Source organism: Allobosea sp. P4_H5 (genome assembly GCF_056400825.1).
The window spans coordinates 357,444-383,374 of sequence record NZ_JBFUKM010000001.1 but is presented as its reverse complement, the minus strand read 5'-3'; the positions used below and the strand labels follow the sequence as shown (position 1 = coordinate 383,374).

The 25,931-nt window shown below is 67.0% G+C and carries 25 protein-coding genes; 14 read left to right on the top strand and 11 right to left on the bottom strand.

The window, feature by feature from the left end; genetic code table 11:
* Positions 1-29: 29 nt before the first annotated feature.
* From AC1DS0_RS01845 to rsmA, 3 genes are read left to right on the top strand one after another with little or no spacing between them, the layout of a single operon-like run.
* The gene (locus AC1DS0_RS01845) at positions 30-2,600 is read left to right on the top strand and encodes an LPS-assembly protein LptD (RefSeq protein ID WP_476812688.1); all 2,571 of its coding nucleotides are present in this window, start codon (positions 30-32) and stop codon (positions 2,598-2,600) included.
* A gap of 6 nt (positions 2,601-2,606) precedes the next feature.
* On the top strand, positions 2,607-3,623 hold the full coding sequence (pdxA, locus tag AC1DS0_RS01840; protein WP_476812687.1) for a 4-hydroxythreonine-4-phosphate dehydrogenase PdxA: 1,017 nt from the start codon (positions 2,607-2,609) through the stop codon (positions 3,621-3,623).
* Positions 3,624-3,628: 5 nt separating this feature from the next.
* Positions 3,629-4,480 (top strand): 16S rRNA (adenine(1518)-N(6)/adenine(1519)-N(6))-dimethyltransferase RsmA, encoded by an 852-nt coding sequence (gene rsmA, locus AC1DS0_RS01835; protein WP_476813072.1) that lies wholly within the window; start codon positions 3,629-3,631, stop codon positions 4,478-4,480.
* Here rsmA and gmk read toward each other — a convergent pair whose 3' ends face one another.
* The 7 genes from gmk to fabD form a co-directional block, all read right to left on the bottom strand.
* Entirely contained in the window at positions 4,481-5,128 is a 648-nt protein-coding gene (gmk, locus tag AC1DS0_RS01830; RefSeq protein ID WP_476812686.1) for a guanylate kinase, read from the bottom strand.
* A gap of 5 nt (positions 5,129-5,133) precedes the next feature.
* The gene (locus tag AC1DS0_RS01825; protein WP_476812685.1) at positions 5,134-6,015 is read right to left on the bottom strand and encodes a YicC/YloC family endoribonuclease; all 882 of its coding nucleotides are present in this window, start codon (positions 6,013-6,015) and stop codon (positions 5,134-5,136) included.
* Between the two features lie 142 nt (positions 6,016-6,157).
* On the bottom strand, positions 6,158-7,552 hold the full coding sequence (mltG, locus tag AC1DS0_RS01820; protein ID WP_476812684.1) for an endolytic transglycosylase MltG: 1,395 nt from the start codon (positions 7,550-7,552) through the stop codon (positions 6,158-6,160).
* A 360-nt stretch (positions 7,553-7,912) separates the two neighbouring features.
* A complete protein-coding gene (gene fabF, locus AC1DS0_RS01815) occupies positions 7,913-9,178 on the bottom strand; it encodes a beta-ketoacyl-ACP synthase II (RefSeq protein WP_476812683.1) in 1,266 nt (421 codons plus the stop codon).
* A gap of 178 nt (positions 9,179-9,356) precedes the next feature.
* Positions 9,357-9,590 carry an acyl carrier protein gene (locus AC1DS0_RS01810; protein WP_043236751.1) on the bottom strand — a complete coding sequence of 78 codons (234 nt, stop codon included), beginning with the start codon at positions 9,588-9,590 and terminating at the stop codon, positions 9,357-9,359.
* Positions 9,591-9,960: 370 nt separating this feature from the next.
* Complete coding sequence (gene fabG / locus AC1DS0_RS01805) at positions 9,961-10,698, bottom strand: 3-oxoacyl-[acyl-carrier-protein] reductase (protein ID WP_476812682.1); 738 nt, start codon at positions 10,696-10,698, stop codon at positions 9,961-9,963.
* Between the two features lie 30 nt (positions 10,699-10,728).
* A complete protein-coding gene (gene fabD, locus AC1DS0_RS01800) occupies positions 10,729-11,673 on the bottom strand; it encodes an ACP S-malonyltransferase (RefSeq protein ID WP_476812681.1) in 945 nt (314 codons plus the stop codon).
* 345 nt (positions 11,674-12,018) lie between these two features.
* On the opposite strand from fabD, the gene rpsF reads away from it, so the two are divergent.
* From rpsF to AC1DS0_RS01750, 10 genes are all read left to right on the top strand, one after another.
* Positions 12,019-12,468, top strand: a complete 450-nt coding sequence (gene rpsF / locus AC1DS0_RS01795; RefSeq protein WP_476812680.1) for a 30S ribosomal protein S6 — start codon at positions 12,019-12,021, stop codon at positions 12,466-12,468.
* Positions 12,469-12,470: 2 nt separating this feature from the next.
* Positions 12,471-12,716, top strand: coding sequence for a 30S ribosomal protein S18 (gene rpsR, locus AC1DS0_RS01790; protein WP_038367644.1), 246 nt, complete (start codon positions 12,471-12,473; stop codon positions 12,714-12,716).
* 206 nt (positions 12,717-12,922) lie between these two features.
* Positions 12,923-13,867 carry a DUF2232 domain-containing protein gene (locus tag AC1DS0_RS01785; protein ID WP_476812679.1) on the top strand — a complete coding sequence of 315 codons (945 nt, stop codon included), beginning with the start codon at positions 12,923-12,925 and terminating at the stop codon, positions 13,865-13,867.
* A gap of 37 nt (positions 13,868-13,904) precedes the next feature.
* Positions 13,905-14,465, top strand: coding sequence for a 50S ribosomal protein L9 (rplI, locus tag AC1DS0_RS01780; protein WP_476812678.1), 561 nt, complete (start codon positions 13,905-13,907; stop codon positions 14,463-14,465).
* Between the two features lie 164 nt (positions 14,466-14,629).
* Positions 14,630-16,123, top strand: a complete 1,494-nt coding sequence (locus AC1DS0_RS01775) for a replicative DNA helicase (protein WP_476812677.1) — start codon at positions 14,630-14,632, stop codon at positions 16,121-16,123.
* Positions 16,120-17,250, top strand: coding sequence for an alanine racemase (gene alr, locus AC1DS0_RS01770; protein ID WP_476812676.1), 1,131 nt, complete (start codon positions 16,120-16,122; stop codon positions 17,248-17,250). Before AC1DS0_RS01775 ends, alr begins: the two co-directional genes overlap by 4 nt.
* Before the next feature lie 7 nt (positions 17,251-17,257).
* Positions 17,258-18,682, top strand: coding sequence for a DNA repair protein RadA (gene radA, locus AC1DS0_RS01765; protein ID WP_476812675.1), 1,425 nt, complete (start codon positions 17,258-17,260; stop codon positions 18,680-18,682).
* A gap of 193 nt (positions 18,683-18,875) precedes the next feature.
* The gene (locus tag AC1DS0_RS01760; protein WP_152014595.1) at positions 18,876-19,592 is read left to right on the top strand and encodes a CvpA family protein; all 717 of its coding nucleotides are present in this window, start codon (positions 18,876-18,878) and stop codon (positions 19,590-19,592) included.
* A 142-nt stretch (positions 19,593-19,734) separates the two neighbouring features.
* Positions 19,735-21,204: an amidophosphoribosyltransferase gene (gene purF, locus AC1DS0_RS01755; protein WP_476812674.1), complete on the top strand. Its 1,470-nt coding sequence runs from the start codon at positions 19,735-19,737 to the stop codon at positions 21,202-21,204.
* A gap of 19 nt (positions 21,205-21,223) precedes the next feature.
* Complete coding sequence (locus AC1DS0_RS01750; RefSeq protein ID WP_476812673.1) at positions 21,224-21,964, top strand: SDR family NAD(P)-dependent oxidoreductase; 741 nt, start codon at positions 21,224-21,226, stop codon at positions 21,962-21,964.
* 111 nt (positions 21,965-22,075) lie between these two features.
* On the opposite strand, the gene AC1DS0_RS01745 is transcribed toward AC1DS0_RS01750, so the two are convergent.
* The 4 genes from AC1DS0_RS01745 to AC1DS0_RS01730 all read right to left on the bottom strand — a co-directional run bounded on the left by AC1DS0_RS01745 (position 22,076) and on the right by AC1DS0_RS01730 (position 25,401).
* Positions 22,076-22,486 (bottom strand): NUDIX hydrolase, encoded by a 411-nt coding sequence (locus tag AC1DS0_RS01745; RefSeq protein WP_476812672.1) that lies wholly within the window; start codon positions 22,484-22,486, stop codon positions 22,076-22,078.
* Entirely contained in the window at positions 22,486-23,874 is a 1,389-nt protein-coding gene (gene der / locus AC1DS0_RS01740; protein WP_476812671.1) for a ribosome biogenesis GTPase Der, read from the bottom strand. Before der ends, AC1DS0_RS01745 begins: the two co-directional genes overlap by 1 nt.
* A 104-nt stretch (positions 23,875-23,978) precedes the next feature.
* Positions 23,979-24,641, bottom strand: coding sequence for a tetratricopeptide repeat protein (locus AC1DS0_RS01735; protein ID WP_476812670.1), 663 nt, complete (start codon positions 24,639-24,641; stop codon positions 23,979-23,981).
* Positions 24,642-24,795: 154 nt separating this feature from the next.
* Entirely contained in the window at positions 24,796-25,401 is a 606-nt protein-coding gene (locus tag AC1DS0_RS01730; RefSeq protein ID WP_476812669.1) for a TetR/AcrR family transcriptional regulator, read from the bottom strand.
* 70 nt (positions 25,402-25,471) lie between these two features.
* On the opposite strand from AC1DS0_RS01730, the gene AC1DS0_RS01725 reads away from it, so the two are divergent.
* Positions 25,472-25,876 (top strand): VOC family protein, encoded by a 405-nt coding sequence (locus AC1DS0_RS01725; RefSeq protein WP_476812668.1) that lies wholly within the window; start codon positions 25,472-25,474, stop codon positions 25,874-25,876.
* Positions 25,877-25,931 lie beyond the last annotated feature (55 nt).

Genomic DNA, 25,931 nt, shown 5'->3' with positions numbered 1-25,931 from the left:
GTGGCTATGGTTAATTTTGGATTGAGTTCATGGCTTCCGGCGTAAGACGCATCCGGCGCCTTGCGGCTGCGACCGCGCTGGTGACGACGCTCGCCCCGGTCCTCGGCTGGACGAGTCTTGCCTATGCCCAAGCTCCGGCCGGTAAGCCCGGAGAACGCATGGTCGTCGACGCGCGCGAGCTCGTCTATGACAAGGACAACAACACCGTCTCCGCGGTCGGCGATGTCCAGATTCTCTATCAGGGCCGCACGATCGAGGCCGATCGTGTCGTCTACGACCGCCAGAGCAAGCGCGTGGTCGCGACCGGCAATGCCCGCATCACCGAATCCAACGGCACGGTGATCACCGGCGACCGCTTCAATCTGACCGACGACTTCCGCGACGGCTTCATCGATTCGCTACGCGTCGTGAACACCGACAAGACCCGCTTCTCGGCGCCGCGCGCCGAACGCACCGACGGTGAGGTCTTCGTCTTCGACAAGGGCATCTACACGGCCTGCGAGCCTTGCGTGGACCAGCCCGAGCGCCCGCCGTTCTGGCAGGTGCGCGCGGCCCGGATCATCCACAAGAAGTCCGAGCAGATGATCTATTACGAGGAGGCCCGGATCGAGTTCGCCGGCGTCCCGATCGCCTACATCCCCTATATGTCGGGACCTGACGCGACCGTTAAGCGCAAGACCGGCTTCCTCGCGCCGAAGTTCATCAACACCGCGGCGCTCGGCTACGGCGTCGGCCTGCCCTATTTCATCAATCTGGCGCCGAACTACGATCTGACGGTGACGCCGACCTATTTGTCGCGCCAGGGCTTTCTCGGCCAGGCCGAGTGGCGGCATCGTTTCGTCAACGGCTCGTACAACATCCGCGCCGCCGGCATCTTCCAGCAGGACAAGGACGCCTACCTCAAAAGCCCGCTCGGGGCTGGCGACGACACCTTTCGCGGCTCGCTCGAGACCTCCGGCAAGGTCTTCCTCAACCCGCGCTGGACCTTCAGCTGGGATGTCGCCGGCGCGACCGATCGCTACTTCTTCAAGAACTACCGGATCCGCAGCGAGAGCCTCACCACCACGAGCTACTTGCAGGAATCGACCTCGACAGTCTCGCTCAACGGCCAGAGCGCGGACGCCTGGTTCGACATGCGCGGCTATTATTTCCAGCCTCTGACCTATTACGATTGGCAGAAGCAGCAACCGGTCGTCGCGCCGGTCGTCGATTACAATAAGCGGATCCACAAGCCGTCGATGATCGGCGGCGAGCTGTCGTTCACCGTCAACCTCACGAGCCTGACCCGTGAGGCGGCCTCCTTCAAGGCGCTGACACCGAGCAATCAGAGCTATCTGATCACCAATCCCGGCAACGCCAGCGCGGGACAGCTCGGTTACTCCTTGTTCGACGGATGCGTCGTCTATCAGAAGGGCAAGTGCCTGGTGACCGGCCTCGCTGGCTCGATCTCGCGGGCGACCGCCGAGGTCGACTGGCGGCGCAACATCGTCGACCCGATCGGGCAGGTCTGGACGCCCTACGCCTCGCTCAGGGCCGACCTGTTCTCGATCAACCCGAACACGACGAAATATGCCAACGCCAACGTGACGACGATCGCCGACGCATCGGACGAGGTCTTCGGCCGTGCAATGCCGGCGATCGGCCTGATGTATCGCTTCCCCTTCATCGCCTCGACCTCCTGGGGCACGCATATCCTCGAGCCGGTCGCGCAGGTCGTCGCACGGCCGAACGAGACCAACAGCCTGCGCGTCGCCAACGAAGATTCACAGAGCATGGTTTTCGACGACACCAACCTGTTCGAGTGGAACAAGTTCTCGGGCTACGATCGGGTCGAGGGCGGCAGCCGCGCCAATGTCGGCCTGCGCTACAGCGGCACCTTCGGCACCGAGTCCTACGCCAACCTGCTGGTCGGGCAGTCCTATCACCTGGGCGGCCGCAACTCCTACGCCAGCGGCGACCTCGTCAATGCCGGCCTCAATTCGGGACTGGACACCCGCCGTTCCGACTATGTCGCCAAGGCGCAGTACCAGCCCTTCAAAGGCCTGTTGCTCCAGGCTGGCGGGCGCTTCAACGAGTCGAACTTCGAAGCACAGCGCATCGATGCCTCGGCCGTGTTCAGCTACAAATTCCTGTCGACCTCGGTCGGATACGGCCGCTACGAGCCGCAGCCGGATCTGGGCATCACCCGCCGCCGCGAAGGCCTGAGCATCACCCAGTCCGTCTCGTTCGCCCAATACTGGAGCGTGCGCGGCAGCGTTCTGTTCGATCTCGACAAGTACAAATACGATCGCGAGCGCTACCGCGACGCCCTGGCGCTCTACCAGTCGAATCCTGCCGCTTACTCCAACCCGACCTATCCGAACACCGGCCCGTTCCAGACGGCCTCGACTTCGGTGGGGCTGCGCTATCAGGACGAGTGCACGATCTTCGACGTCTCGTACATCCAGTCCTACGCCGATCGCGCGGTCAACGGAGCCAGAACGAACGACACGCGGACCGTCATGTTCCGCCTGGAACTGCGCACGCTCGGCGAGATCAGCTATTCGCAGAGTCTCGGCTCGAGCAGCTCGGGCGACGGCGTCTCCTCCAGCAGCCGCTAAGCGCAGTTGCGCCGGTTGCTTGCCCTGACGCAAGGCGATCCGGCGGGGATCGGCCCCGAGCTCACGCTTGCCGCCTGGCGGCAGCGCGAGCAGCGAGGCATCCCGCCCTTCGCCTATCTCGGCGACAGCGCGACGCTTTCGGCATTGGCGGAACGGCTGGGATTGCCGGTTCCGCTGCGCAGCGTCGACTGGGACGAGGCCGAGGCCTGTTTCGACACCGCATTACCCGTGATCGAGCTCGAGCATCGCGCGCAGGCGCAATCCGGCCGGCCTGACCCTGCCAACGCGGCGGGCGTAATCGAAGCGATCGAACGCGGGGTCGAAGCCGTCGAGACCGGCAAGGCCGCCGCGCTCGTCACCAACCCGATTGCCAAGAGCGTGCTCTACGCTGCCGGCTTCCAGCATCCGGGCCATACCGAATTCCTGGCCGAGCTCGCCGGTCGCGGACGCGAAGCGACATCGCGGCCTGTGATGATGATCTGGTCGGAAGAACTCGCGGTCATCCCGGTCACCATCCACATCCCGCTGCAGGCGGTGCCGGAGCAGCTGACGACCGAGCTGATCGTCGAGACCGGCCGGATCGCCGCCGTCGATCTCAAGCGCCGCTTCGGTGTCGCACGCCCACGGCTGGCGCTCTGCGGCCTCAACCCGCATGCCGGCGAAGGCGGCGCGCTCGGCAAGGAGGATGCGGCAGTGGTCGCACCGGCGATCGACCAGTTGCGAGCGCTCGGCATCGAGGCGAGCGGGCCCTATCCCGCCGACACCCTGTTCCATGCGCGCGCTCGCGCCGGCTACGACGTGGCGCTCGGCATGTATCACGACCAGGCGCTGATCCCGATCAAGACCATCGCCTTCGACGACGGCGTCAACGTCACGCTCGGCCTGCCCTTCATCCGGACTTCGCCGGACCATGGCACTGCCTTCGACATCGCCGGCAAGGGCATCGCGCGGCCGGACAGCCTTTGCGCCGCGCTGCGGCTGGCCGCCCGCATGGCTGCGGCCGAGCGCGGAGCAGCCGCATGAGCAGCATTGCCGCCCAGGACGGATTGCCGCCGCTGCGCGAGGTGGTCGAGCGCCACGGGCTGATGGCGCAGAAGGCGCTCGGCCAGAACTTCCTGTTCGATCTTAATCTCACCGGCCGGATCGCCCGCGCCGCCGGCCCGCTCGAAGGCCAGACCGTCGTCGAAATCGGCCCCGGTCCCGGCGGGCTGACCCGCGCCTTGCTCGCAAACGGAGCCGGGCGCGTCATCGCCATCGAGCGCGACCGGCGCTGCATGCCGGCGCTGGCCGAGATCGCCGCCCATTATCCGGGCCGGCTGGACGTCGTCGACGGCGATGCGCTCGCGGTCGACCTTTCCGGCCTGCTCGGCGGCAGCCCCGCCCGGATCGTCGCCAATCTGCCCTATAATATCGGCACGCCGCTGCTGGTCGGCTGGCTCAGTGCCGGGTCCTGGCCGCCCTGGTGGAGCTCGTTGACCCTGATGTTCCAGCGGGAGGTCGCCGAGCGGATCGTGGCGAAGCCGGAGCAGCGCGCTGCCTATGGCCGGCTCGCCGTGCTCGCCAACTGGCGCTGCGAGACGAAGATCCTGTTCGACGTGCCAAAGACCGCCTTCGTGCCGCAGCCGAAGATCACCTCGTCGATCGTCCAGCTGGTACCACGCCAGCAGCCGGAACCCTGCGACCGGCGCCTGCTCGAGCGGGTGACGCTCGCCGCCTTCGGCCAGCGCCGGAAGATGCTGCGCCAGAGCCTGAAAGCCGTGCTCCCCGACCCAGCGGCGATGATCGAGACCGCCGGGTTGTCGCCGACGATGCGGGCCGAGGAGGTCTCGGTCAGCGGTTTCGTCGCGCTTGCCAACGCGCTGGCGGCGGCGCGGAGCTGATCAGCCGATCTGCTCGGCCAGCAAGGTTTCAACAAAGGCCGGCATGCCGGTGGCACGGCTGCGCTTCAGCCGCTCGGCCGCCAGGATCGAGCGAACCGACTCGTAGGCGGCACCGAGATCGTCGTTGATGATGACGTAGTCGTAGACGTTCCAGCGCGCGATCTCATCGCGGGCATTGGCGAGCCGGCGAGCGATCACCTCCGGCTCGTCCTCTGCTCGCCGGACCAGCCGCGAGCGCAGCTCCGCCATCGAGGGCGGCAGAATGAAGATCGCGACGACGTCCTCGCGCGCCTTCTCCAGGATCTGCTGCGTGCCCTGGTAGTCGATGTCGAACAGGACGTCGCGGCCGGCCTTCAGCGCCGCCTCGACGGGCTTGCGCGGCGTGCCATAGCCATTGCCATGGACCTCGGCCGATTCCAGCAGATCGTCGCGATCGCGCAGCAGGTCGAAGGCCTCGCGATCGATGAAGCGGTAGTGCACGCCGTCGATTTCGGAGGGGCGCCGTCCGCGCGTCGTCACCGAGATCGACAGGTCGAGATTGGTCTCCTTCTGCGACAAGGTCCGCGTCAGCGTCGACTTGCCGGCGCCGGACGGTGACGACAGGACCAGCATCAGGCCGCGACGGGCTGGGCGAATGAGATCGGCCATCGCCGTCACTCCACGTTCTGAACCTGTTCGCGCAGCTGGTCGACGACCGTGCGCAGCTCCAACCCGATCCGCGACAATCCGGGATCGCCGGCCTTGGCGCAGAGCGTCGAGGCTTCACGACCGAATTCCTGTGCCAGGAAATCGAGCTTGCGGCCGATCGGGCCGCCCTGGGCGAGCAGCTCACGCAAGGCCGCGACATGGGCATGGAGCCGGTCGATCTCCTCGCGGATATCGGCCTTCACCGCCAGCAGCGCCGCCTCCTGGTGCAAACGCTGCGGCTCCAGTGCATTGCTGGCTTCGAGCAGCGCGGCGACCTGTCCCGCGAGCCGGGCGCGGATGGCCTCGACGCTGCGGCCGGGATGGGCTTCCGCGGCCAAGGTCAAGCGGGCAATGGTGTCGAGATGGCCGGAGATGATGGCTTCGAGTGCCCGCCCCTCGGCCAGCCGCGCCTGTCTCAACGCCGCGATCGTCTCCGCGAGCGCCGCAAGCACGGGCTTTTCAAGCTCGGACAGAACATCCCCGCTCTCCTCGGAGACCTCGACGACACCACGGATCGCCAGCAGGCCGTCAAGCGTCGCCGGGGCGATGCCCGTGGGCAGCTTCACCTGGCTCGCGGCCTCGATCAGCGCGGCGAGCGCCTCCTGGTTGATGCGCGGTCGCGGGGCCGAGGCTTCGCTGGTGATGGCGAGGCTGACATGCAGGGTGCCGCGGGTGAAGGCGGCAGAGAACTGCTTGCGGGCCGCCTCGGAGAAGCTGTCGAAACCAGTGGGGACGCGGACGCGGACATCGAGGCCACGACCATTGACGCTGCGGACCTCCCAGGCGAAGGCGTGCGCCCCGGTCGTGCCGGCCGCGCGCGCGAACCCCGTCATGCTTTCGATCGCCATAGGCCGCCGTCTTCCTTCTCGCAACTCATATGCTGACGCGAATTCTGATCGCTCGATCGGAACGGCCGAGCGGAATGCGCGATGCGCGCGGACCCTATTCAGGCCCGGCCTGCTCTACAAGCGCGAGATGTGGAAAGGTCGCTCAGGGCTTCAGCTGTGGGACCTGCTTGGGGCTGTTGAGGTCGAAGGTCTTGTTCAGCAGCGGATCGCGCGTCGTGCCTTCGGAAGCATCGAAGGCGCGTGCCCGCGTGCCGGCGGCACCCGCCTGCACCGGCTGGCCGGCCGCCGCACGGCGGTTGCCGGGAACCGGATAGGTCTCGGGCTCGGACTGGTCGGGCGCCGTCGCTGCCTGGCTGTCCGGGCGGCCGGCGGCCGGCGCCTCGGTGCGCTGATCCGGCCCCGGAGGCGGCTCGGCGCGATCGACGCTGCCCTCGACCGCAGGGCGTCCGGAGTCGCGCCGCGCCGATTCGACCTGGCGCCAACGGGCGACGTTGCGGTTGTGCTGCTCGAGGCTCTCGGCGAAGGCGTGGCCGCCGCTGCCATCGGCGACGAAGTAGAGATCCTTGGTCCGCGAATGGTTGACCACCGCCTCCAGCGCCGCGCGGCCCGGATTGGCGATCGGCCCAGGCGGCAGGCCCTCGATCACATAGGTGTTGTAGGGTGTCGCCTGGGTGATCTCGGGGCGCGTGATGCCACGGCCGAGCGTGCCCTTGCCGCCGACGAGCCCGTAGACGATCGTCGGGTCGGATTGCAGCTTCATCTTGCGGTTCAACCGGTTGATGAAGACGCCGGCGACGCGCGGTCGCTCATCGGCGCGGCCTGTCTCCTTCTCGACGATCGAGGCGAGGATGACGAGCTCCTGCGGCGTCTTGATCGGCAGGTCGGCTGGCCGGGCACCCCAAACCCGGTTCAGAACCGTGCGCTGCTCGCGCGTCATCCGGTCGACGATCGCCTGGCGGGTGGAGCCGCGATAGAACTTGTAGGTATCGGGCAGGATCGCGCCCTCGCGCGGGACCTGGATCACGTCGCCGGTCAGCAGGTCATTCTGCTGCAGGCGCGCCATGATCTGCTCGCTCGTCAGCCCCTCGGGGATGGTGATCGAATGCTCGACCGCCTTGCCCTCGGCGATGACGTCGAGGATGTCCTTCTGGCTGGCGCGCGCCTTGAACAGGTACTCGCCCGCCTTGAGGCTGGCGGCCTTGCCCGAGGTGTAGGCCGCGACCTTGAACGCCCAGGGATGCTCGATCAGGCCCTCGCGCTGCAGCAGGTCGGCGATCTCCGTCACCCCGTTCTCCTTCGGGATGATCAGCACGCGATCATTGGCGAGCGGCCCGGGCGCCTTGCTGCGGCTGTCTAGATAGGCGATGCCGCCGCCGAGGGCGCCGGCCAGCACGAGAGTCGTGGTGAACAGCCCGCTGAGCAGCGCGATGAAGGGCGAGCGCCGACGCTTGCGCGCCTTCGGCGGCGGGGCCGGCGGGGCGACAGGCTTCAGCGCCTCGTTGGGACTCCGCGGCGCGACGCGAGGCGGCTGACTCATGATGCTTTCGCCCGATTCCCTGACATCGCGACCGGCGCTACCAGCGTCGATCCGACCTAGAGCCCGTTCCGATCAGCTTGCACCGCAAGCTGATCGGTAAAACGGTCTCTAAACTCAAAGTGAGAGACGGATTCACCGATCAGATTGAGTCAACCTGATCGGATCCGGCTCTAGTGGCAATGCCGGCCGCATACTGGCACGACGGCGGCGACAGGCTAGCGCGCTTTCCGTTCGGCTGGAACCAGCCGAACGAAACGAATTCGCGCAAGCTCAATATGCTGGGCATATTCTCCTCRCAAAAGTGGGTTCCACTTTTGCGGAATATGCCTAGCGAAAATTGTGGCGAAAGCGCGCTTGTCCTCAGTCGACGAGGCGGCGCATCACCAGCGAGGCATTGGTGCCGCCGAAGCCGAACGAATTCGACAGGACGATGTCGACCTTCCGCTTCTTGGCCTTGTGCGGCACGAGATCGAGTTCGGTCTCGACGGACGGATTGTCGAGATTGATCGTCGGCGGCACGATCTGGTCGCGGATCGCCAGCACCGAGAAGATCGCCTCGATCGCACCAGCCGCGCCGAGCAGATGGCCGGTCGCCGACTTGGTCGAGGACATGGCCGGCCGGTTCGGCGCATTGGCGAGCAGGCGCTCGACGGCGCGCAATTCGATCTCGTCGCCGACCTGCGTCGAGGTGCCGTGCGCGTTGATGTAGTCGACATCTGAGGCGCGCAGACCCGCGCGCTTCAGCGCCGCCTGCATGCAGCGATAGGCGCCGTCGCCATCCTCGGAAGGCGAGGTGATGTGATAGGCGTCGCCCGACATACCGTAGCCGACGACCTCGGCATAGATGCGCGCGCCACGGGCCCTGGCGTGCTCGAGTTCCTCGAGCACGACAACGCCGGCGCCCTCGCCCATGACGAAGCCGTCGCGATCCTTGTCATAGGGGCGCGAGGCCTTCTCAGGCGTCTCGTTGAAACCGGTCGAGAGCGCGCGGCAGGCGCAGAATCCGGCAATGCCGATGCGGTTGATCGCCGATTCGGCGCCGCCCGCCAGCATGACCTCGGCATCGCCGAGCGCGACCATGCGGGCAGCGTCGCCGATGGCGTGGGCGCCGGTCGAGCAGGCGGTGACGACCGCGTGGTTCGGGCCCTTCAGCCCGTGCTCGATCGAGACATAGCCGGCGGCAAGATTGCTGAGGCGGCCCGGGATGAAGAAGGGCGAGAGCCGGCGCGGGCCGCGCTCCTTCAGCAGCAGCGAGGCTTCATAGATGCCGCCAAGCCCGCCGATGCCGGAACCGATGGCGACGCCGGTCGCGATCTGGTCCTCATAGCTTTCAGGTTTCCAGCCGGAGTCACGCAGGGCCTGCGTCGCCGCAGCCATGGCGAAAACGATGAAATCGTCGACCTTGCGCTGCTCCTTCGGCTCCATCCAATCGTCGGGATTGAAGGTGCCGTTCGAGCCATCGCCGCGCGGGATATTGCAGGCGATCTGGGCCGGCAGGTCGGAGACATCGAAAGTGGTGATCGGGCCGGCACCGCTTTCGCCAGCCAGAATGCGTGACCAGCTCGGCTCGACCCCGCATCCGAGCGGAGTCACCATGCCCAGTCCGGTGACGACGACACGCCGCATCGGTCTTCCTCAATTCAGCTCCGGCGCGCTGGAGCAGGATGCGAAAAGTGGAAACCGGCTTTTCGCATGAATCCTGCTCCAACTACAGTTGAGAGACGGATTCAGATTTCAGCTGGAAACGCAAGGCGTTTCCAGCTGAAATCATCCGGCTCCGGCGCGCGCCGGTGCCAAGGCCTTGTCAGGCCGACTTCGACAGGAACTTGACCGCGTCGCCGACGGTCACGATCGTCTCGGCCGCGTCGTCCGGGATCTCGACGCCAAACTCTTCCTCGAAAGCCATGACCAGCTCGACGGTGTCGAGGCTGTCGGCACCAAGGTCCTCGATGAAATTGGCGCCCTCGACAACCTTCTCCGGCTCAACGCCGAGGTGCTCGATCACGATCTTCTTCACGCGCTCGGCGACATCGCTCATGGGTCTTTCCCTCAAACCTCGAAAACACACCGCTGACAGCGACGCGTGGGTGAAACTGATTTCCCGGCCCGGATCCTTCGCCTGGCGGCGGACCACGCCGGGAGTTCATGGCTGCACAAACGCAACAACCGGGCCGGCGTCAAGTCCCAAGAGCACGCGCCGACCAGATTGCAACGCTATCTGATCGAAGCACGCGCTCTCCAACAAGAACCTGGAGACGGATTCACCGATCAGGTTGATCCAACCAGATCGGATCCGGCTCCAGAACACCGATCGGCGCTTGGCCGGCTGGGTCATTAACACACTCGTAATAGGCTGGCGAGAGCGGAACTCAAACCTTCGAGTGTATTAGAAGACCAAGCCAACCTGTTCAGATCATTGCCATTCCACCATTAACGTGCAGGGTCTGCCCGGTGACGTAACCCGCTTCCTCGCTGGCGAGATAGGCCACGGCCGCCGCAACGTCCGCCCCCTGCCCGAGCCGGCCCATCGGCACGTCGGTGAGGATGCCCTCGCGCTGCTTGTCGTTCAGCACGTCGGTCATCGGCGACTCGATGAAACCGGGAGCGACGACATTGACGGTGATGTTGCGGCTCGCAACCTCCGCGGCCAGCGACTTCGACATGCCGATCAGGCCGGCCTTGGATGCCGCGTAGTTGCCCTGCCCCGGATTGCCGCTGGTGCCGACCACCGAGCCGATGGAGACGATGCGGCCATAGCGCCGGCGCATCATGCTCTTCACTGCCGCGCGCGAGAGCCGGAAGGCCGCGGTCAGGTTGACGGCGAGGACCAGGTCCCAGTCCTCGTCCTTGAGGCGCATGAAGAGATTGTCGCGGGTGACGCCGGCATTGTTGACGAGGATGTCGAGCCCGCCGAGCTTGGCCTCGGCAGCCGGCACCAGCGCCTCGACCGAATCGCGATCCGACAGATCGCAGGGCGTGACCTCGGCCCGCTCGCCGAGCTCTTTCGCCAACGCCTCCAGCGCCTCGACACGCGTGCCGGACAAGGCCACGGTCGCGCCCTGGGCATGGAGCTTGCGCGCGATGGCGCCGCCGAGGCCGCCGGTGGCGCCGGTGACCAGCGCCTTCTTACCCGTCAGATCGAGCATTGTGCCTCCCCTATCCCGGCTTGCAGCCGGTCAGCCCTTCTGGGCCTTGTAAGCCGCGATGTCGTCGGGGGTGCCGATCGACGCCGCAGCGGTTCCTGCCGCGATACGCTTCACCAGACCGGCGAGCACCTTGCCCGAGCCGACCTCATAGAACTGAGTGACGCCGGCCGCCGCCATCGCCTCGACGCATTCGCGCCAGCGCACGGTGCCGGTGACCTGCGCCACCAGCGAGGCCCGGATGGCGGCCGCATCGCTCAGAGGCGCGGCGCCGACATTGGCCATGACCGGCACCACCGGCGCCCGCATCGCGACCTCGGCGAGCGCCGCCTGCATCGCTTCGGCCGCCCGCTGCATCAGGGCGCAATGGAAGGGCGCGGAGACCGGCAGCAGCATCGCGCGGCGCACGCCGCGTTCGCCGGCAAGCGCAATCGCCCGCTCGACCGCAGCCTTGGCGCCGGAGAGCACGACCTGGCCGCCGCCATTGTCATTGGCCACCTGGCAAACCTGACTCTCGGCGGCATCGGCCGCGATCGCGCGGGCCTGGTCGAGTTCGACGCCGAGCAGCGCCGCCATGGCGCCCTCGCCGGCCGGCACCGCCTTCTGCATGGCGTCGCCGCGGATGCGCAGCAAGCGGGCCGCATCACTGATCGAGAAGGTGCCGGCCGCAGCCAGCGCCGAGTACTCGCCGAGCGAATGGCCGGCGACGAAGGCGGCGTCAGTCTTGAGCGAGAGCCCGGCCTCGGCCTCGAGCACGCGGATCGCGGCCAGGCTCACCGCCATCAGCGCCGGCTGGGCATTTGCGGTCAGGGTCAATTCCTCGCCCGGCCCCTCCCACATCAAGGTGGAGAGCTTCTGCGAGAGCGCGGCATCGACCTCCTCAAAGACGGCGCGCGCCACCGGAAAGGCTTCGGCGAGCGCCTTGCCCATGCCGACCGCCTGCGAACCCTGCCCTGGAAAGATGAAAGCCGTCGCCATGTCGCAATGGTCCTGAAAACGATGCTTGGTTAACAAGTCGAGGCGCAGTCGCACCGTGCAGCCGGCCAAGTCAAGGCGCTTACGCGACGAAAGTCGACCTTCACCGGCATTTTTCGGTGTTTTGCGCTTGCATGCCGGGACGTCCCGCTGTAACGACCGCCTCGGTTTGTTCGGCCGGAGGCTGAACGGACGGCGAAGCGATTCCCACAAGGAAGCGTTTCGTAGGCTCCTCATCAAAGGGCCGCCGTCCCGTGTCTCCGCCTTCGAAGAAATCCTGTCGGGCCTTTATCCAGGGCTCGGAGGGCTCCGCGTCGAACGAAACCGGTGAACGAAGAAAGGCCAATCATGGCATTGTACGAGCACGTTCTGCTCGCGCGGCAAGATGTCAGCGCGCAGCAGGTCGAGGCCCTTGTCGAGCAGTTCAAGGGCATCGTCGAGGCGAATGGCGGTTCCGTCCCCAAGGTCGAGTACTGGGGTGTGAAGTCGCTGGGCTATCGCATCAAGAAGAACCGCAAGGCGCACTACTCGCTCCTAAACATCAACGCTCCCTCGGCGGCCGTCGCCGAGATGGAGCGCCAGATGCGCATCAACGAGGACGTGCTGCGCTTCATGACCATCCGCGTCGAGGAGCTCGAGGAAGGTCAGTCGGTCATGCTGCAGAAGCGCGACCGCGACGAGCGTAGCGACCGCTTCGACCGCGGTCCGGGCGGCGACCGTTTCGACCGCGGCCCGCGCCGCGAGCGCCCGCGTCGTGAAGACGAAGCGACCACCGAAACCACCGCTGGGGAGGCCTGAGCATGTCGACTGCATCCGCCGGCGCCCGCCGCCCCTTCTTCCGCCGCCGCAAGTCCTGCCCGTTCTCGGGCGAGGGCGCGCCGAAGATCGATTACAAGGATGTGCGCCTGCTCTCGCGCTACATCTCCGAGCGCGGCAAGATCGTGCCGTCGCGCATCACGGCCGTCTCGGCCAAGAAGCAGCGCGAACTCGCCCAGGCGATCAAGCGCGCCCGCTTCCTCGGCCTGCTGCCTTACGTCATCCGCTGAGCGGGTGAGAGTTCTCCCGGCGGCGCCAAGCGCCGCCGGGTTTTCTAATAACTGACATAAGCCTACAGCATCGGCTTTTCCGAAAACCAGTTTCCACTTTTCGGGCCGATGCTTCTGAGTCGCCAGGCGGTGAAAACCCATCTGGTATGTTGAGGCCAAATGCCTCTCACCCTGCCCTTTTCGAGCAGCGGGACAGCAGGACGGATATGCTCCCCATCGTCGGCATCGGCGCCGGGCTGGTTTCAGCCCTTCTGTTCACAGTGGTGATCACCGGATCGCCGCTGGCGCTGCTGTTGTCCTATGTCGCCCCGCTCCCCGTCTTCATCGCAGCGCTCGGCTGGAACCACCGCGCCGGGCTGGTTGCTGTCGCCTCCGGCACGCTCGCGGTCACCCTCGTGCTCAAGCTCTCGCTCGGGCTCGCCTTCGCCATCGGCGCGGCCCTGCCGGCCTGGTGGATCGCCTATCTCGCTTTGCTGGCCCGCAATGACGACCAGGGCAACAGCGAATGGTATCCGCTCGGACGCCTGCTGGTCTGGATCGCCGCCGTCGCGACGCTGGTGACGGTCGGCGGCGCGCTCGCGATCTCAACCGATTTCGAGACCTATCGCCGCGTGATGACGCACGGCCTGCAGCTCGTGCTCAGCGGCGGCGAAGGCATCGGCCCGGTGGTACGGCTGCCGGCCGGCGTCGACGCCACCGAGATCGCGGCCCAGCTCGCCGCTTTGGTGCCTGCCGCCGCCGGCGCCTCCTTCGTGCCGATGATCGTCGCCAATCTCTGGCTGGCGGCAAAGGCCGTGCGGCTCTCCGGCCGCCTGCCGCGGCCCTGGCCCCTCATCCCTTCGACCCGCCTGCCGGCGCAGGCCGTGGCCGGGCTCGTCGGCGGCATCCTGCTCAGCTTCGCCGGCGGCTTCATCGGCCTGGTCGGCGCAGCCCTAGCGGGCGCGCTGATCGCCGCCTTCGGCCTAGCCGGGCTCGCCGCCGTCCACGACCTCAGCCGGGGCAAGTCCTGGCGGACGCCGACCCTGCTCGCGATCTATCTCGCGCTCGTGGTCATGCTGATCACCGTCTTCCCGTTCCTCGCGCTGCTCGGCATCGCCGACGCGCTGATCGACCTTCGCCGGCGCAAGCCGCCGGCGTCGCCTGCTGCCTGAACCCAAACGCCTCTCAAGAACTCAAAGGAGAAGACCCATGGAAGTGATCCTGCTCGAACGCGTCGCCAAGCTCGGCCAGATGGGCGAGACCGTCCGCGTCCGCGACGGCTATGCCCGCAATTTCCTGCTCGCCCGCGGCAAGGCCCTGCGCGCCACCGAGGACAACAAGAAGCGCTTCGAGACCCAGCGCGCCCAGCTCGAGACCCGCAACCTCGAGCTGAAGCGCGAGGCCGACTCGGTCGCCGAGAGCCTGAACGGGCAGTCGGTCGTGATCCTGCGCCAGTCGGGTGAATCCGGCGTGCTCTACGGCTCGGTCTCGACCCGCGACATCGCCGAGGCGCTCGGCGCCGAGGGCTTCACCGTCGACCGCAACCAGGTCACGCTCAACACCCCGATCAAGACGCTCGGCCTGCACACCGTCCCGGTCGTGCTGCACCCGGAAGTCTCGGTCACCGTGACCGTCAACATCGCCCGCTCGGCTGAAGAGGCCCAGCGCCAGGCCGCCGGCGAGAACGTCACCGCCCGCGAGGAGTTCGACCTCGACGATCTCGGCCTCGAAGTCGGCGCGGCGCTGGCCGAGGCCGGCGACGACCGCTGAGCCCTTTCAGGGGCTTGCACGAGTCAATGGGCGCCGTGGCAACACGGCGCCCTTTTCGTATCGCCTGTGAACTGGGGTGGATTGCGTTCCTGACACTCGCCAAGCGCCGGCAAATGCTAGAGTGAACCAGTTCCGACTCATCCTAGCGAGATTGCCTGCAGGCTATGGCCACTGCCACCGCCCTCGTCGCCCGCCTCGAGACCAGTCACGAGGCGAACTTCCGCGTCCAGCCGCACAATATCGAGGCGGAGCAGGCGCTGCTGGGCGCCATCCTGGTCAACAACGACGCCTTCTACCGGGTCTCGGACTTCCTGCAGCCCGAGCACTTCTTCGAGGAGCTGCACCGGCGGATCTTCGAGCTGATGAGCAGCATGATCCGGGCGGGCAAGATCGCGACGCCGATCACGCTCAAGACCTTCGTCGGCGAGATCGATCTCGGCGGCATCACCGCGCCGCAATATCTCGCCCGGCTCGCGGCCGAGGCGACGACCGTCATCAACGCCGCCGACTATGGCCGGACCGTCTACGACCTCGCCGTCCGTCGCCAGTTGATCGGCGTCGGCGAGGAATTGGTCAACGTCGCCTATGACGCGCCGGTCGAGATGGCGCCGCGCGAGCAGATCGAGGATGCCGAGCGCAAGCTCTACGCGCTCGCCGAGAAGGGCCGCTACGAGGGCGGCTTCCAGAAATTCGACGGGGCGCTGCGGCTCGCCATCGACATGGCTGCGAGCGCCTTCCAGCGCGCCGGCGGCCTCTCGGGCATCTCGTCGGGGCTGCGCGATCTCGACGCGCGGATGGGCGGCCTGCAGCGCTCCGACCTGATCGTGCTCGCCGGCCGGCCGGCCATGGGCAAGACCTCGCTCGCGACCAATATCGCCTTCAACATGGCCAAGGCCTGGCGCGGCGAGCGCCAGGAGGACGGCACGATCAAGTCGGCCGACGGCGCCATCGTCGGCTTCTTCTCGCTCGAAATGTCGGCCGACCAGCTCGCCACCCGTATCGTCGCCGAGCAGTCGGGTATCTCCTCCTACAAGATCAGGCAGGGCCGCATCACCGAGGGCGATTTCGCCCGGCTGACCGACGTTGCCGCCCAGATCGAGAAACTGCCGCTCTATATCGACCAGACCGGCGGCATCTCGATCGCCCAGCTCGTCGCCCGCGCCCGCCGCCTGCAGCGCCAGAAGGGGCTCGACATCCTGTTCATCGACTACCTGCAGCTGCTCTCCGGCTCTTCGAAGGCCGGCCAGAACCGTGTGCAGGAGCTGACCGAAATCACCACCAGCCTGAAGGCGCTGGCCAAGGAGCTCAACGTCCCGATCGTCGCGCTCTCGCAGCTCTCGCGCCAGGTCGAGAACCGCGACGACAAGCGCCCCCAGCTCTCGGACCTGCGTGAATCCGGCTCGATCGAGCAGGACGCCGACGTCGTGATGTTCGTCTATCGCGAAGAGTATTATCTCAAGGGCAAGGAGCCCCGGCCGGGCACCGACGAGCACAACAAGTGGGTGATGGAGATGGAGGCAGCCCATGGGCTCGCCGAGCTCATCATCGGCAAGCAGCGCCACGGCCCGACCGGAACCGTCGCGCTGCAGTTCGACGCCGACGTGACGCGCTTCTCCGACAGGGCCGATCAGAGCCATCTACCGGAGCGCCTCGAATGAACGCCTTCGACACGCCCGAGAATGCCGGCCACGGCGCCATCCTGACGATCGACCTCGGCGCGTTCGTCGCCAATTGGCGCATGCTGAAGCAGCGCGCCGGCACGGAGGCCGCCGCCGTGGTCAAGGCCAATGCCTATGGCATCGGCATCGAGCCGGCCGTCACGGCCCTTACCAAGGCCGGCTGCAGGACCTTCTTCGTTGCGCATCTGTCCGAGGCGGTGCGCGCCCGTGCCGTCGCGCCGGAAGCGGCGATCTATGTGCTCAACGGCCTCGCGCCGGAAACCGGCGGGACTTACGCCGAGCACGACCTTTCGCCGGTACTGGGCTCGCATGAGGAGCTGCTCGAATGGGCCGGCTTCCGGCAGAGCGGCGCCAAGGTTCGGCCGGCGGCTCTGCATGTCGACACCGCCATGAACCGGCTCGGGCTCTGGCCCGGCGAGGGGCTCGACCTGGCGCGCGAGAAGAGCGGGGTGGTCGCCGCCGCCGGCATCGGGTTGGTGATGAGCCATTTCGCCGCCTCGGAAGTGATCAACGACCCGGCCAACGCCCGGCAGGTATCCGCCTTCGCCGAAGTCGCCGCGGCCTTTCCCGGCGTGCCCGCCTCGCTGCTGAATTCCTCTGGCCATTTCCTGCCGGGTTGCCCCTCCTACCAAATCACCCGGCCGGGCTATGCGCTCTATGGCGGCAATCCGACGCCCGGAAAGCCGAATCCGATGCGGCCGGTGGTCGGGCTCGAGGCGCAGATCATCCAGCTGCGCGAGGTCGAGACCGGCACGCAGGTCGGCTATAACGGCACCTGGACGGCGAAGGGTCGGCGCAAGCTCGCCACCATCTGCCTGGGCTATGCCGACGGCTACCCGCGCAATGCCAGCTGGACCGATCGTTCGCAGGGCGGCTCGGCGCTGGTCGGCGGCGTGCGCTGCCCCTTCGTCGGCACCGTCTCGATGGATTTGATCATCGTCGACGTCTCCGACGCCCCGACCGAGGCGGCCAAGCGCGGCTCAGCCGTGACGCTGATCGGCGGCGAACTCGACCTGGAGGCGGTCGGCGCCGGAGCCAAGACGATCGGCTACGAGATCCTGACCAGTCTCGGCCGCCGCCATGCGCGGCGCTATGTCGGGCTCTAGGGCGTAAATGGCCAAGCGCGGCCCGACTTACATCTGCCAGGCCTGCGGCGCGGTCTACCACCGCTGGCAGGGCAAGTGCGATTCCTGCGGCACCTGGTCGTCGCTCTCCGAAGAGGCTCAGGCCGCGCCGGTCCCCGGTGGCGGCCGGGTGCCCTCCGGCGGGCGAGCCCGCGGCCGCATCTTCGCGCTGGAGAGCCTGAAGGGCGAGACGCAGGACGCACCGCGCATCGTCTCAGGGATCGGCGAGCTCGATCGCGTCACCGGCGGCGGCTTCGTGCCGGGCTCGGTCCTACTGATCGGCGGTGATCCGGGTATCGGCAAGTCGACGCTGCTGATGCAGGCCTGCGCCGCCATGGCGATGACCGGCCGGCGCGTGGTCTATGTCTCGGGTGAGGAATCGACCAGCCAGGTTCGCCTGCGGGCCCAGCGCATGGGGCTCGCCGAGGCGTCGGTCGACCTCGCCGCCGAGACCAATATCGAGGACATCATCGCGACCCTCGGCCAGGGCGAGCGCCCTGCCCTCGTGGTGATCGATTCGATCCAGACCATGTGGTCTTCGGAGGTCGAGAGCGCGCCCGGCACGGTGACGCAGGTGCGCGGCTCGGCCCAGGCACTGATCCGCTACGCCAAGACCTCTGGTGCCTGCCTGATCCTGGTCGGTCACGTCACCAAGGATGGCCAGATCGCCGGCCCGCGCGTGGTCGAGCACATGGTCGATGCGGTGCTGTCGTTCGAAGGCGAAGGCACGCATTCCTTCCGGATCCTGCGCGGCCAGAAGAACCGTTTCGGCGCCACCGACGAGATCGGCGTCTTCGAGATGACCGGCGCCGGCCTCTCCGAAGTGGGTAACCCTTCCGCCCTGTTCCTCGCCGGACGCGACCAGGATGCGCCGGGCGCCGCCGTGCTCGCCAGCATCGAGGGCACGCGGCCGGTGCTGGTCGAGATCCAGGCGCTGGTGGCGCCGAGTGCGCTCGGCACGCCGCGTCGCGCCGTGGTCGGCTGGGAGAACAGCCGCCTCGCCATGGTGCTGGCTGTGCTGGAGACGCATGGGGGCTTAAAGCTCGGCCAGCACGACGTCTATCTCAATGTCGCCGGCGGCCTGCGCGTCGGCGAGCCGGCGGCCGACCTTGCCGTCGCCGCGGCGCTCGTTTCCTCGCTGACCGGGGCGATCCTGCCGTCCGGCGCGGTCCATTTCGGCGAAATCGCTTTGTCTGGCGCGATTCGGCCGGTTTCGGTGACGGCCGCGCGGCTGCGCGAAGCCGCCAAGCTGGGTTTCGAGAGCGCCGTACTACCTTCTGCGGGAGCCGATATCGGCGACGGCAACGGCCTGAGATTGCGGCGTCTCAGCCATGTCGGCGAGCTCGTTGCCGAAATCGCGGCAAGCGCTCCCCGTGCCCGTTCCAGCCAGCGCGCACCGCAAGCAGACCGGTGAAGCGGGCCCGATGTCAGAGCGGAGAGGCGGATTCTCCGATCAGCTTGGATAACCTGATCGAATCCGGCTCCCGCAGTGCAAAATGAGCCGACTGGATGGGTGACGTGCGGCACGCGAGCAGGTATAGCAAAATCCGTCCGGCCCACCCATTTGACGCGTGCCGGCCCCGATTTTGCAGCGAAGCGGCCCTGACATGCCTGTGACCATTCTCGATCTCGTCGTCATCGGCGTGGTGTTGATCTCGGCTTTGCTCGCAGCCGTGCGCGGCTTGACGCGCGAAGTGCTGGCGATTGCCTCCTGGGCCGCCGCCGCCGTCGTCGCCTGGATCTTCCATCCGCAGCTGCTGCCGCTGGTGCAGCAGCACATCCCGAACAAGACCGTGGCGCTCGTCGCGGTGATCGCTGCGCTGTTCCTGGGGACGCTGATCGTCGTCTCGCTGATCACGGCGCGGATTTCGGACTTCGTGCTCGATTCGCGCATCGGCGCGCTCGACCGCACGCTCGGCTTCGTCTTCGGCGCCGCCCGCGGCCTGCTGCTGGCCGTCGTCGGCTATCTCTTCTTCACCGCGCTGGTGCCGGAGAAGATGCAGCCGGCCTGGGCACGCGATTCGCGCTCCAAGCCCCTGCTGGAGGAAACCGGCCGCAGCCTGCTCACAATGCTGCCGCAGGATATCGATTCGGAATTCGTGAAGAAGCTGCTGCAGCCGAAGACGCCTGAATCGACCGACGCACCGGCCGAGGAGCCGCGCACGCCGGGCACCAACCCGCCGGCCGGCGGCACCGCACCTGCCGATCCGCAACGCCGCACCCAGGCGCCTGCCACCGACCGGCAGGCACTGCAGCGCGTGATCGATACGACTGCCCCGGCCGCCACCGGCGCGACGCCCGCCCCGGCGCAACGCCGGCCCTGATTTGGAACCAGAGCCTGGCCTCATCACAAAAACGGCACCCGTTCTTGCGATGACGCCACGCTCTAACAAGTAGTTGGCAGATTTTCTCCGTTCGGCCGTCCGCGGAACGGAGAACCTATTGAAGCCGCGATGGAGCCTTGCGATGAGCCTGATCCACGATGCCGACGCCGTGTTCGATCCGAACGCCGACCGTTTGCGCGAGGAGTGCGGTGTCTTCGGCATCTTCGGCCATGAGGACGCCGCCGCGCTGACCGCGCTCGGCCTGCATGCGCTCCAGCACCGTGGCCAGGAGGCGACCGGCATCGTCTCCTTCGACGGCAAGCGCTTCCACACCGAGCGCCAGCTCGGCCTGGTCGGCGACGCCTTCTCCGATGCGAGCGTGATCGAGAAGCTCAAGGGCAAGCAGGCGATCGGCCATGTCCGCTATTCGACCACCGGCGAGACCATCCTGCGCAACGTCCAGCCGCTGTTCTCCGAACTGCATGGCGGCGGCTTCGCGGTGGCGCATAACGGCAACCTGACCAATGGGCTGACGCTGCGCCGCAACCTCGTCCGTGACGGCGCGATCTACCAGTCGACCTCGGACACCGAGGTGCTGCTCCATCTCGTCGCGCGCAGCCGCAAGCCCAAGTTCATCGAGCGCTTCATCGACGCGCTGCGGCAGATCGAGGGCGCCTATGCCTTCGTCGGCATCACCAACAAGAAGCTGGTCGGCGCGCGCGACCCGCTCGGCATCCGCCCGCTCGTGCTCGGCGACCTCAATGGCTGCCCGATCCTGACCTCCGAGACCTGCGCGCTCGACATCATCGGCGCCAAGTTCGTCCGCGAGATCGAGAATGGCGAAGTCATCGTCATCTCCGAGCAGGGCATCGAGAGCCACAAGCCCTTCCCGCCGGTGCCGGAACGGCCCTGCATCTTCGAGTACATCTATTTCGCCCGGCCGGATTCGATCGTGAAGGGCCGCAGCATCTATGAGCGCCGCAAGGCGATGGGCGCGCAACTCGCAGCCGAAGCCCCGACCGAGGCCGACGTGATCGTGCCGGTGCCGGATTCCGGCGTGCCCGCGGCACTCGGCTACGCCCAGGCGAGTGGCATCCCGTTCGAGCTCGGTATCATCCGCAATCACTATGTCGGCCGCACCTTCATCGAGCCGACGCAGAAGGTGCGCGAGCTCGGCGTGCGCCTGAAGCACTCGGCCAATCGCAGCGTGGTCGAGGGCAAGCGCATCGTGCTGGTCGACGATTCGATCGTGCGCGGCACGACCTCGCTGAAAATCGTCAAGATGATGCGCGAGGCCGGCGCCCGCGAGGTGCATTTCCGCATCTCCTCGCCGCCGATCACCCATCCCGATTATTACGGCATCGATACGCCCGACCAGCAGAAGCTGCTCGCCGCGACCCATACGCTCGAGGAGATGCGCCAGTTCGTCGGCGCCGATTCGCTCGCCTTCATCTCGGTCGACGGCCTCTACAAGGCGATGGGGCACGAGCAGCGCGACGCGACCCGGCCGCAGTTCACTGACCATTGCTTCACCGGCGACTATCCGACCTCGCTGACCGATGTCATCGGCGAGAGCGCCAAGCAGCAGATCTCGCTCCTGGCCGCCGGCTGAGCCTTTCGACGGGATTTCGATGACCAAGCCTTTGGAAGGGCGCATCGCGCTCGTCACCGGCGCGTCGCGCGGGATTGGCCGCGCCGCAGCGCTCGCCTTTGCTGAGGCAGGGGCTCATGTGATCGCGCTGGCGCGCACCACCGGCGCGCTGGAAGAGCTCGACGACGAGATCCGGGCGATCGGCGGCAGCGCCACACTGGTGCCGGCCGACCTCGCCGATGCCGCCGCGATCGAGAAGCTGGGCCCTGCCCTGCTCGAGCGTTGGGGCAGGCTCGACGTCCTGCTCGCCAATGCCGGCATCCTTGGTCCGCTCGCGCCGCTGACTCATGTCAGCGCCAAGGAATGGGCAGAGGTCTTCGACGTCAATGTCAGCGCCAATTGGCGGCTGCTCAAATCAGTCGAGCCGGCGCTGAAGGCCTCCGAATCCGGCCGCGCGATCTTCGTATCGTCTGGTGCAGCGCATAAGGGCCTGGCCTATTGGGGACCGTATGCGGTGTCCAAGGCGGCGCTCGAAGCGATGGCGCGCAGCTATGCCGACGAGACCCGGAACACCAATCTGCGGGTCATGCTGGTCAACCCCGGCCCGCTGCGCACCCGGATGCGAGCCCTGGCGATGCCGGGCGAAGACCCGATGACGTTGAAGACGCCCGAAGAGCTGGCGCCGCATCTGGTCGCGATCGCTTCGCCGGAGTGGAGCGAGACCGGCAAGATCTTCGACTTCCCGCAGGCCAAGGTGCTGACGCCGCAGATGCCGGCGTAGCGGCTGCCGTCATTCTCGGCCGGAGCGAAGCGCAGAGCCGAGAATCTCCGGCCGGAAAAGGCGCTCTTCCGTCACGAGATGCTCGGGTCAAGCCCGAGCATGACGCCCTCTTTACGCCGCCCCTGCATATTCCCGCACCATCGCGATCAGGTCCGGCACCGTCAGATTCGGCAGGGCCGCCATCTCGTCGAGCGAAAACCAGCCGATACTGACATGCTCGTCGGACAGGTTCTCCGCCTCGCCGCCCTCCCAGCCCGAGACGACATAGATGTGGTGCAGCGCCGCGCCGTTGCGCTCCGGGAAGCGCTCTTCTGCGGAGAGCATCAACCGGTAGGTCTGCGGCACCAGCCCGACCTCCTCGCGGCATTCGCGCAACAGCGCCTCGTCGAGCGCTTCGCCCGCCTCGACCCGGCCGCCGATCGCATCCCAATGATCGGCCCAGGCGCGCTTCCAGGAGGCGCGCAGGCCAAGCAACACCCGCCCGTCGGCGCGCAGGAAGAGCGCGCTGACGGTTTCCAGCATCAGCCCTTGCTCTTGTCGTAGGGGTTGCCGCCGCCGCGGGTATGGAGCCGCACCGGCGTACCCGGCAGCTCGAAGGCCTCGCGCAGATTATTGGTCAGGTAGCGCATGTAGGAGATCGGCAGATGCTCGAGCTGGTTGCCGAACAGCGCGAAGGTCGGCGGCCGCGCCTTGGCCTGCGTCATATAGCGGATCTTGATGCGCCGGCCGGCGACAGCCGGCGGCGGATGGGCCGAGAGCACGCCTTCGAGCCAACGATTGATCTTCGCGGTGGAAACGCGGCGGTTCCAGACCTCATAGGAGCGGAAGACCGCCTGCATCAGCCGGTCGATGCCCTCGCCGGCGATCCCGGAGAGCGGCACGATCTCGACGCCGCGGATCTGCGCCAGCAGATGATGCGCCTTCTCCTTGAGCTCGGCGAGCAGGCCCTGCTTGTCGGCGACGAGGTCCCATTTGTTCAAGCCGATCACGACGGCCCGGCCTTCGCGCTCGGTCAGGTCGGCCAGGGTCAGGTCCTGCTTCTCGAAGGGGATGGTGGCGTCGAGCAGGACGACCACGACTTCGGCAAAGCGGATGGCACGCAGCGAATCCGCGACGGCGAGCTTTTCAAGCTTCTCGTCGATGCGGGCGCGCTTGCGCATTCCGGCGGTGTCGAACAGCTTCACCGGCCGGCCGCGCCATTCCCATTCGACCGAGATGGTGTCGCGGGTGATGCCGGCCTCGGGGCCGGTCAGCAGGCGCTCCTCGCCGATCATCCTGTTGACCAGCGTCGACTTGCCGGCATTGGGGCGGCCGATGATGGTGACGCGCAGCGGCCGGTTGGGGTCGGCATCCTCATCGGACGGGGCATCGGCGGGCACATCGGCCCAAGCCTCCTCCTCGTCCTCTTCGGGCTCGTCGTCGACGTAAGGCGCCAGCGCCTCCAGCAGGTCGGAGGTGCCCTCGCCATGCTCGGCCGAGAACGGCACGGGATCACCCAGGCCGAGCGAGTAGGCCTCCATGACGCCGTCCTTGCCCTTGTTCCCCTCGGCCTTGTTGGCGAGCAGGATGACGGGCTTGCCGGAGCGGCGCACCAGATCGGCGAAAGGCTGGTCCATCGGCGTCAGGCCGAGCCTGGCGTCGATCATGAACAGGATGACGTCGGCCTGGTCGATCGCGGTTTCGGTCTGGGCGCGCATGCGGCCCGCGAGCGAATCCTTGTCGGCCTCTTCGAGGCCGGCGGTATCGATCACCGTGAAGCGCAGATGGCCGAGGCTGGCCTCGCCCTCGCGGCGATCGCGCGTGACGCCAGGCTGATCGTCGACGAGCGCGAGCTTCTTGCCGACGAGCCGGTTGAACAGGGTCGACTTGCCGACATTGGGCCGGCCGACGATGGCGATGATGGCGCTCATGATCCGTCTTTAATGCAGCATTGGGCCTCGTCCGGAAAGTGGCTCCACTGTCCGGAAGAGGCCCAAGCCTGGAGGGCGACCGCCTCTGGCGGCGGCGCCCGATGTCAGTTCTTGATGGTGACGGGGCCGCCGCGCACCAGCGTCAGATAGAGCTCGACGCGCTGGCGCAGGACCTGCGGCGTCTGCGGGTCGGCGACGATGGCGTCGAACCAGCGCCCGGCATCCTCGAAGAGATTGGCCTTCAGCGCGGAAATGCCGAGGAACTCCCGAGCCGAATGGCGCCACAGCCCGGTCGGCGTCGCCAGCGGCTCGAGCTCCTTGCGCAGCTCGGCATAAGGCAGCGTGTCGACGCGCAGCAGGCCGGCGCGCAGGCGGGCGAGATCGCGATAATACTGGTCGAGCGAGGCATCGTTGGCGACCGCGTCGAAGGCGGTCGCCCCAGCAGCCGCATCGCGCTTGCCGATCTCGGCCGCGAGGCGGAAACGCGAGAGCAGCCGGTAGCCTGCCGGCGCATTGGCGGCGAGCTCGGTCAACGTCGCTTCGGCCGCGCTGGCGTTGTTGTCGCGCGAGGCGCGGACCGCGGTCTCGAACGTCGCGCCGACGGCCTCGGCCTTCTTGCGCTCCTGCTGCTGCCAGAACTGCCAGCCGGCAACGCCGGCCACCGCCACCACCCCAATAGCGATGAAGACATTGCCATACTTCTTGAAGACGGCCGCCGCCTTGTCGCGGCGGACCTCCTCGTCGATCTCGCGGAAAATATCGGACATGACGCCTCGAATTGATCTTCACGCACCATCCGCTCGACCCAAATCGGCCGAGCGAACAGAATTCGCGCAAAGCTGAAAAGCTGCGGCATGCCGGGTAGCATCTTTGCCGGCGGAATGCGAGCCGGAACGGCCACACAGCGCCGTCAGCGCAAGCCTATCTCGATGGCGCGTCCGGCGCAGCCAGGCCAGCAACCACCGCATCGATGAGCTTGTGCCATTCGCCCGGGTCAGCTCCGGCCACAATCGCGAGAGCAGCGCGGTCGTAAGCCGCGCCGAGCAACTGGGCTGTCGCCGCCAGCGGCAGCTTCGGCAGCGCACCAGCTTGTATCGCCGCTGCGAGCCCTTCGCGAAGAGTCCGCCCACCGTGACGAGCATCGATCGCGTCGAGTTCCTCGCGGCCGAGCACCGCGGCGGCATCGATCAGCAGCAGCTGGGTCCGGCCCGGTGCCCGCATCGCTTCCAGGAAGGCCGCTCCGCCCTTGCTGAGCGCCTTCAACGGTGCCAGGCCGGGCCGGGCCGCACTCTCGATCTCATGCGCCACCGCCGCCGATTCCGCCTCGACCACGGCCCGGAACAGCGCCCGCTTGTCCGCGAAGTGGTGGTAGAGCGCGCCCCGCGTCACGCCAGCCTCGGCCACCAGCTCCGGCGTGCCGGTCTCGGCGTAGCCACGGCTGACGAAGAGCTGGCGCCCCGCCGCGATCAATGCGGCGCGGGTGGTGTCGGAGCGATCCTTGTTGGATCGGCGCGCCAATTCTTGCATACATACAGCCTGTATGTTATTTCACATAAACATGCAGACTGTATGTTTATGTGAAGAGGCACGCAAGCCTATGAAAGTCAGTAGCTATTACCCAGTGATCATGACCGAGAAGGTCGCTGAGACCACCGCCTTCTACATCGCTCATTTCGGGTTCCAGGCCCTGTTCGAGGCGGACTGGTATGTCCATTTGCAGTCGACCGTCGACGAACGGGTGACGCTGGCGGTGCTGAATGGGAGCCACGATACCATCCCCCTCCCCGGCCGCGGACGCGTTTCCGGGCTGATCCTGAACTTCGAGGTCGAGGACGTCGACACCGAATATGCCAGGCTGACGGCAGCCGGCCTGCCGATCCTGCAGGAGTTGCGCGACGAATGGTTCGGCCAGCGCCACTTCATCACCGCCGATCCGAGCGGCGTGCTGATCGACGTGATCAAGCCGATCCCGATGACCGCCCCGCCCGAAGCCCACGCTTGATCGCACCGTTCGTGGCAGGCACCTTGCTTCTGCGTCCACCATCACGCAGGGGCAA

Bases quoted from the DNA above. Each gene is read 5' to 3' on its own strand.
- AC1DS0_RS01845 (WP_476812688.1), top strand. From the start codon at position 30: ATGGCTTCCGGCGTAAGACGCATCCGGCGCCTTGCGGCTGCGACCGCG.
- gmk (WP_476812686.1), bottom strand. From the start codon at position 5,128: ATGGCCGATCTCATTCGCCCAGCCCGTCGCGGCCTGATGCTGGTCCTG.
- AC1DS0_RS01825 (WP_476812685.1), bottom strand. From the start codon at position 6,015: ATGGCGATCGAAAGCATGACGGGGTTCGCGCGCGCGGCCGGCACGACC.
- mltG (WP_476812684.1), bottom strand. From the start codon at position 7,552: ATGAGTCAGCCGCCTCGCGTCGCGCCGCGGAGTCCCAACGAGGCGCTG.
- fabF (WP_476812683.1), bottom strand. From the start codon at position 9,178: ATGCGGCGTGTCGTCGTCACCGGACTGGGCATGGTGACTCCGCTCGGA.
- AC1DS0_RS01810 (WP_043236751.1), bottom strand. From the start codon at position 9,590: ATGAGCGATGTCGCCGAGCGCGTGAAGAAGATCGTGATCGAGCACCTC.
- fabG (WP_476812682.1), bottom strand. From the start codon at position 10,698: ATGCTCGATCTGACGGGTAAGAAGGCGCTGGTCACCGGCGCCACCGGC.
- fabD (WP_476812681.1), bottom strand. From the start codon at position 11,673: ATGGCGACGGCTTTCATCTTTCCAGGGCAGGGTTCGCAGGCGGTCGGC.
- rpsF (WP_476812680.1), top strand. From the start codon at position 12,019: ATGGCATTGTACGAGCACGTTCTGCTCGCGCGGCAAGATGTCAGCGCG.
- rpsR (WP_038367644.1), top strand. From the start codon at position 12,471: ATGTCGACTGCATCCGCCGGCGCCCGCCGCCCCTTCTTCCGCCGCCGC.
- AC1DS0_RS01785 (WP_476812679.1), top strand. From the start codon at position 12,923: ATGCTCCCCATCGTCGGCATCGGCGCCGGGCTGGTTTCAGCCCTTCTG.
- rplI (WP_476812678.1), top strand. From the start codon at position 13,905: ATGGAAGTGATCCTGCTCGAACGCGTCGCCAAGCTCGGCCAGATGGGC.
- AC1DS0_RS01775 (WP_476812677.1), top strand. From the start codon at position 14,630: ATGGCCACTGCCACCGCCCTCGTCGCCCGCCTCGAGACCAGTCACGAG.
- alr (WP_476812676.1), top strand. From the start codon at position 16,120: ATGAACGCCTTCGACACGCCCGAGAATGCCGGCCACGGCGCCATCCTG.
- radA (WP_476812675.1), top strand. From the start codon at position 17,258: ATGGCCAAGCGCGGCCCGACTTACATCTGCCAGGCCTGCGGCGCGGTC.
- AC1DS0_RS01760 (WP_152014595.1), top strand. From the start codon at position 18,876: ATGCCTGTGACCATTCTCGATCTCGTCGTCATCGGCGTGGTGTTGATC.
- purF (WP_476812674.1), top strand. From the start codon at position 19,735: ATGAGCCTGATCCACGATGCCGACGCCGTGTTCGATCCGAACGCCGAC.
- AC1DS0_RS01750 (WP_476812673.1), top strand. From the start codon at position 21,224: ATGACCAAGCCTTTGGAAGGGCGCATCGCGCTCGTCACCGGCGCGTCG.
- AC1DS0_RS01745 (WP_476812672.1), bottom strand. From the start codon at position 22,486: ATGCTGGAAACCGTCAGCGCGCTCTTCCTGCGCGCCGACGGGCGGGTG.
- der (WP_476812671.1), bottom strand. From the start codon at position 23,874: ATGAGCGCCATCATCGCCATCGTCGGCCGGCCCAATGTCGGCAAGTCG.
- AC1DS0_RS01735 (WP_476812670.1), bottom strand. From the start codon at position 24,641: ATGTCCGATATTTTCCGCGAGATCGACGAGGAGGTCCGCCGCGACAAG.
- AC1DS0_RS01730 (WP_476812669.1), bottom strand. From the start codon at position 25,401: ATGCAAGAATTGGCGCGCCGATCCAACAAGGATCGCTCCGACACCACC.
- AC1DS0_RS01725 (WP_476812668.1), top strand. From the start codon at position 25,472: ATGAAAGTCAGTAGCTATTACCCAGTGATCATGACCGAGAAGGTCGCT.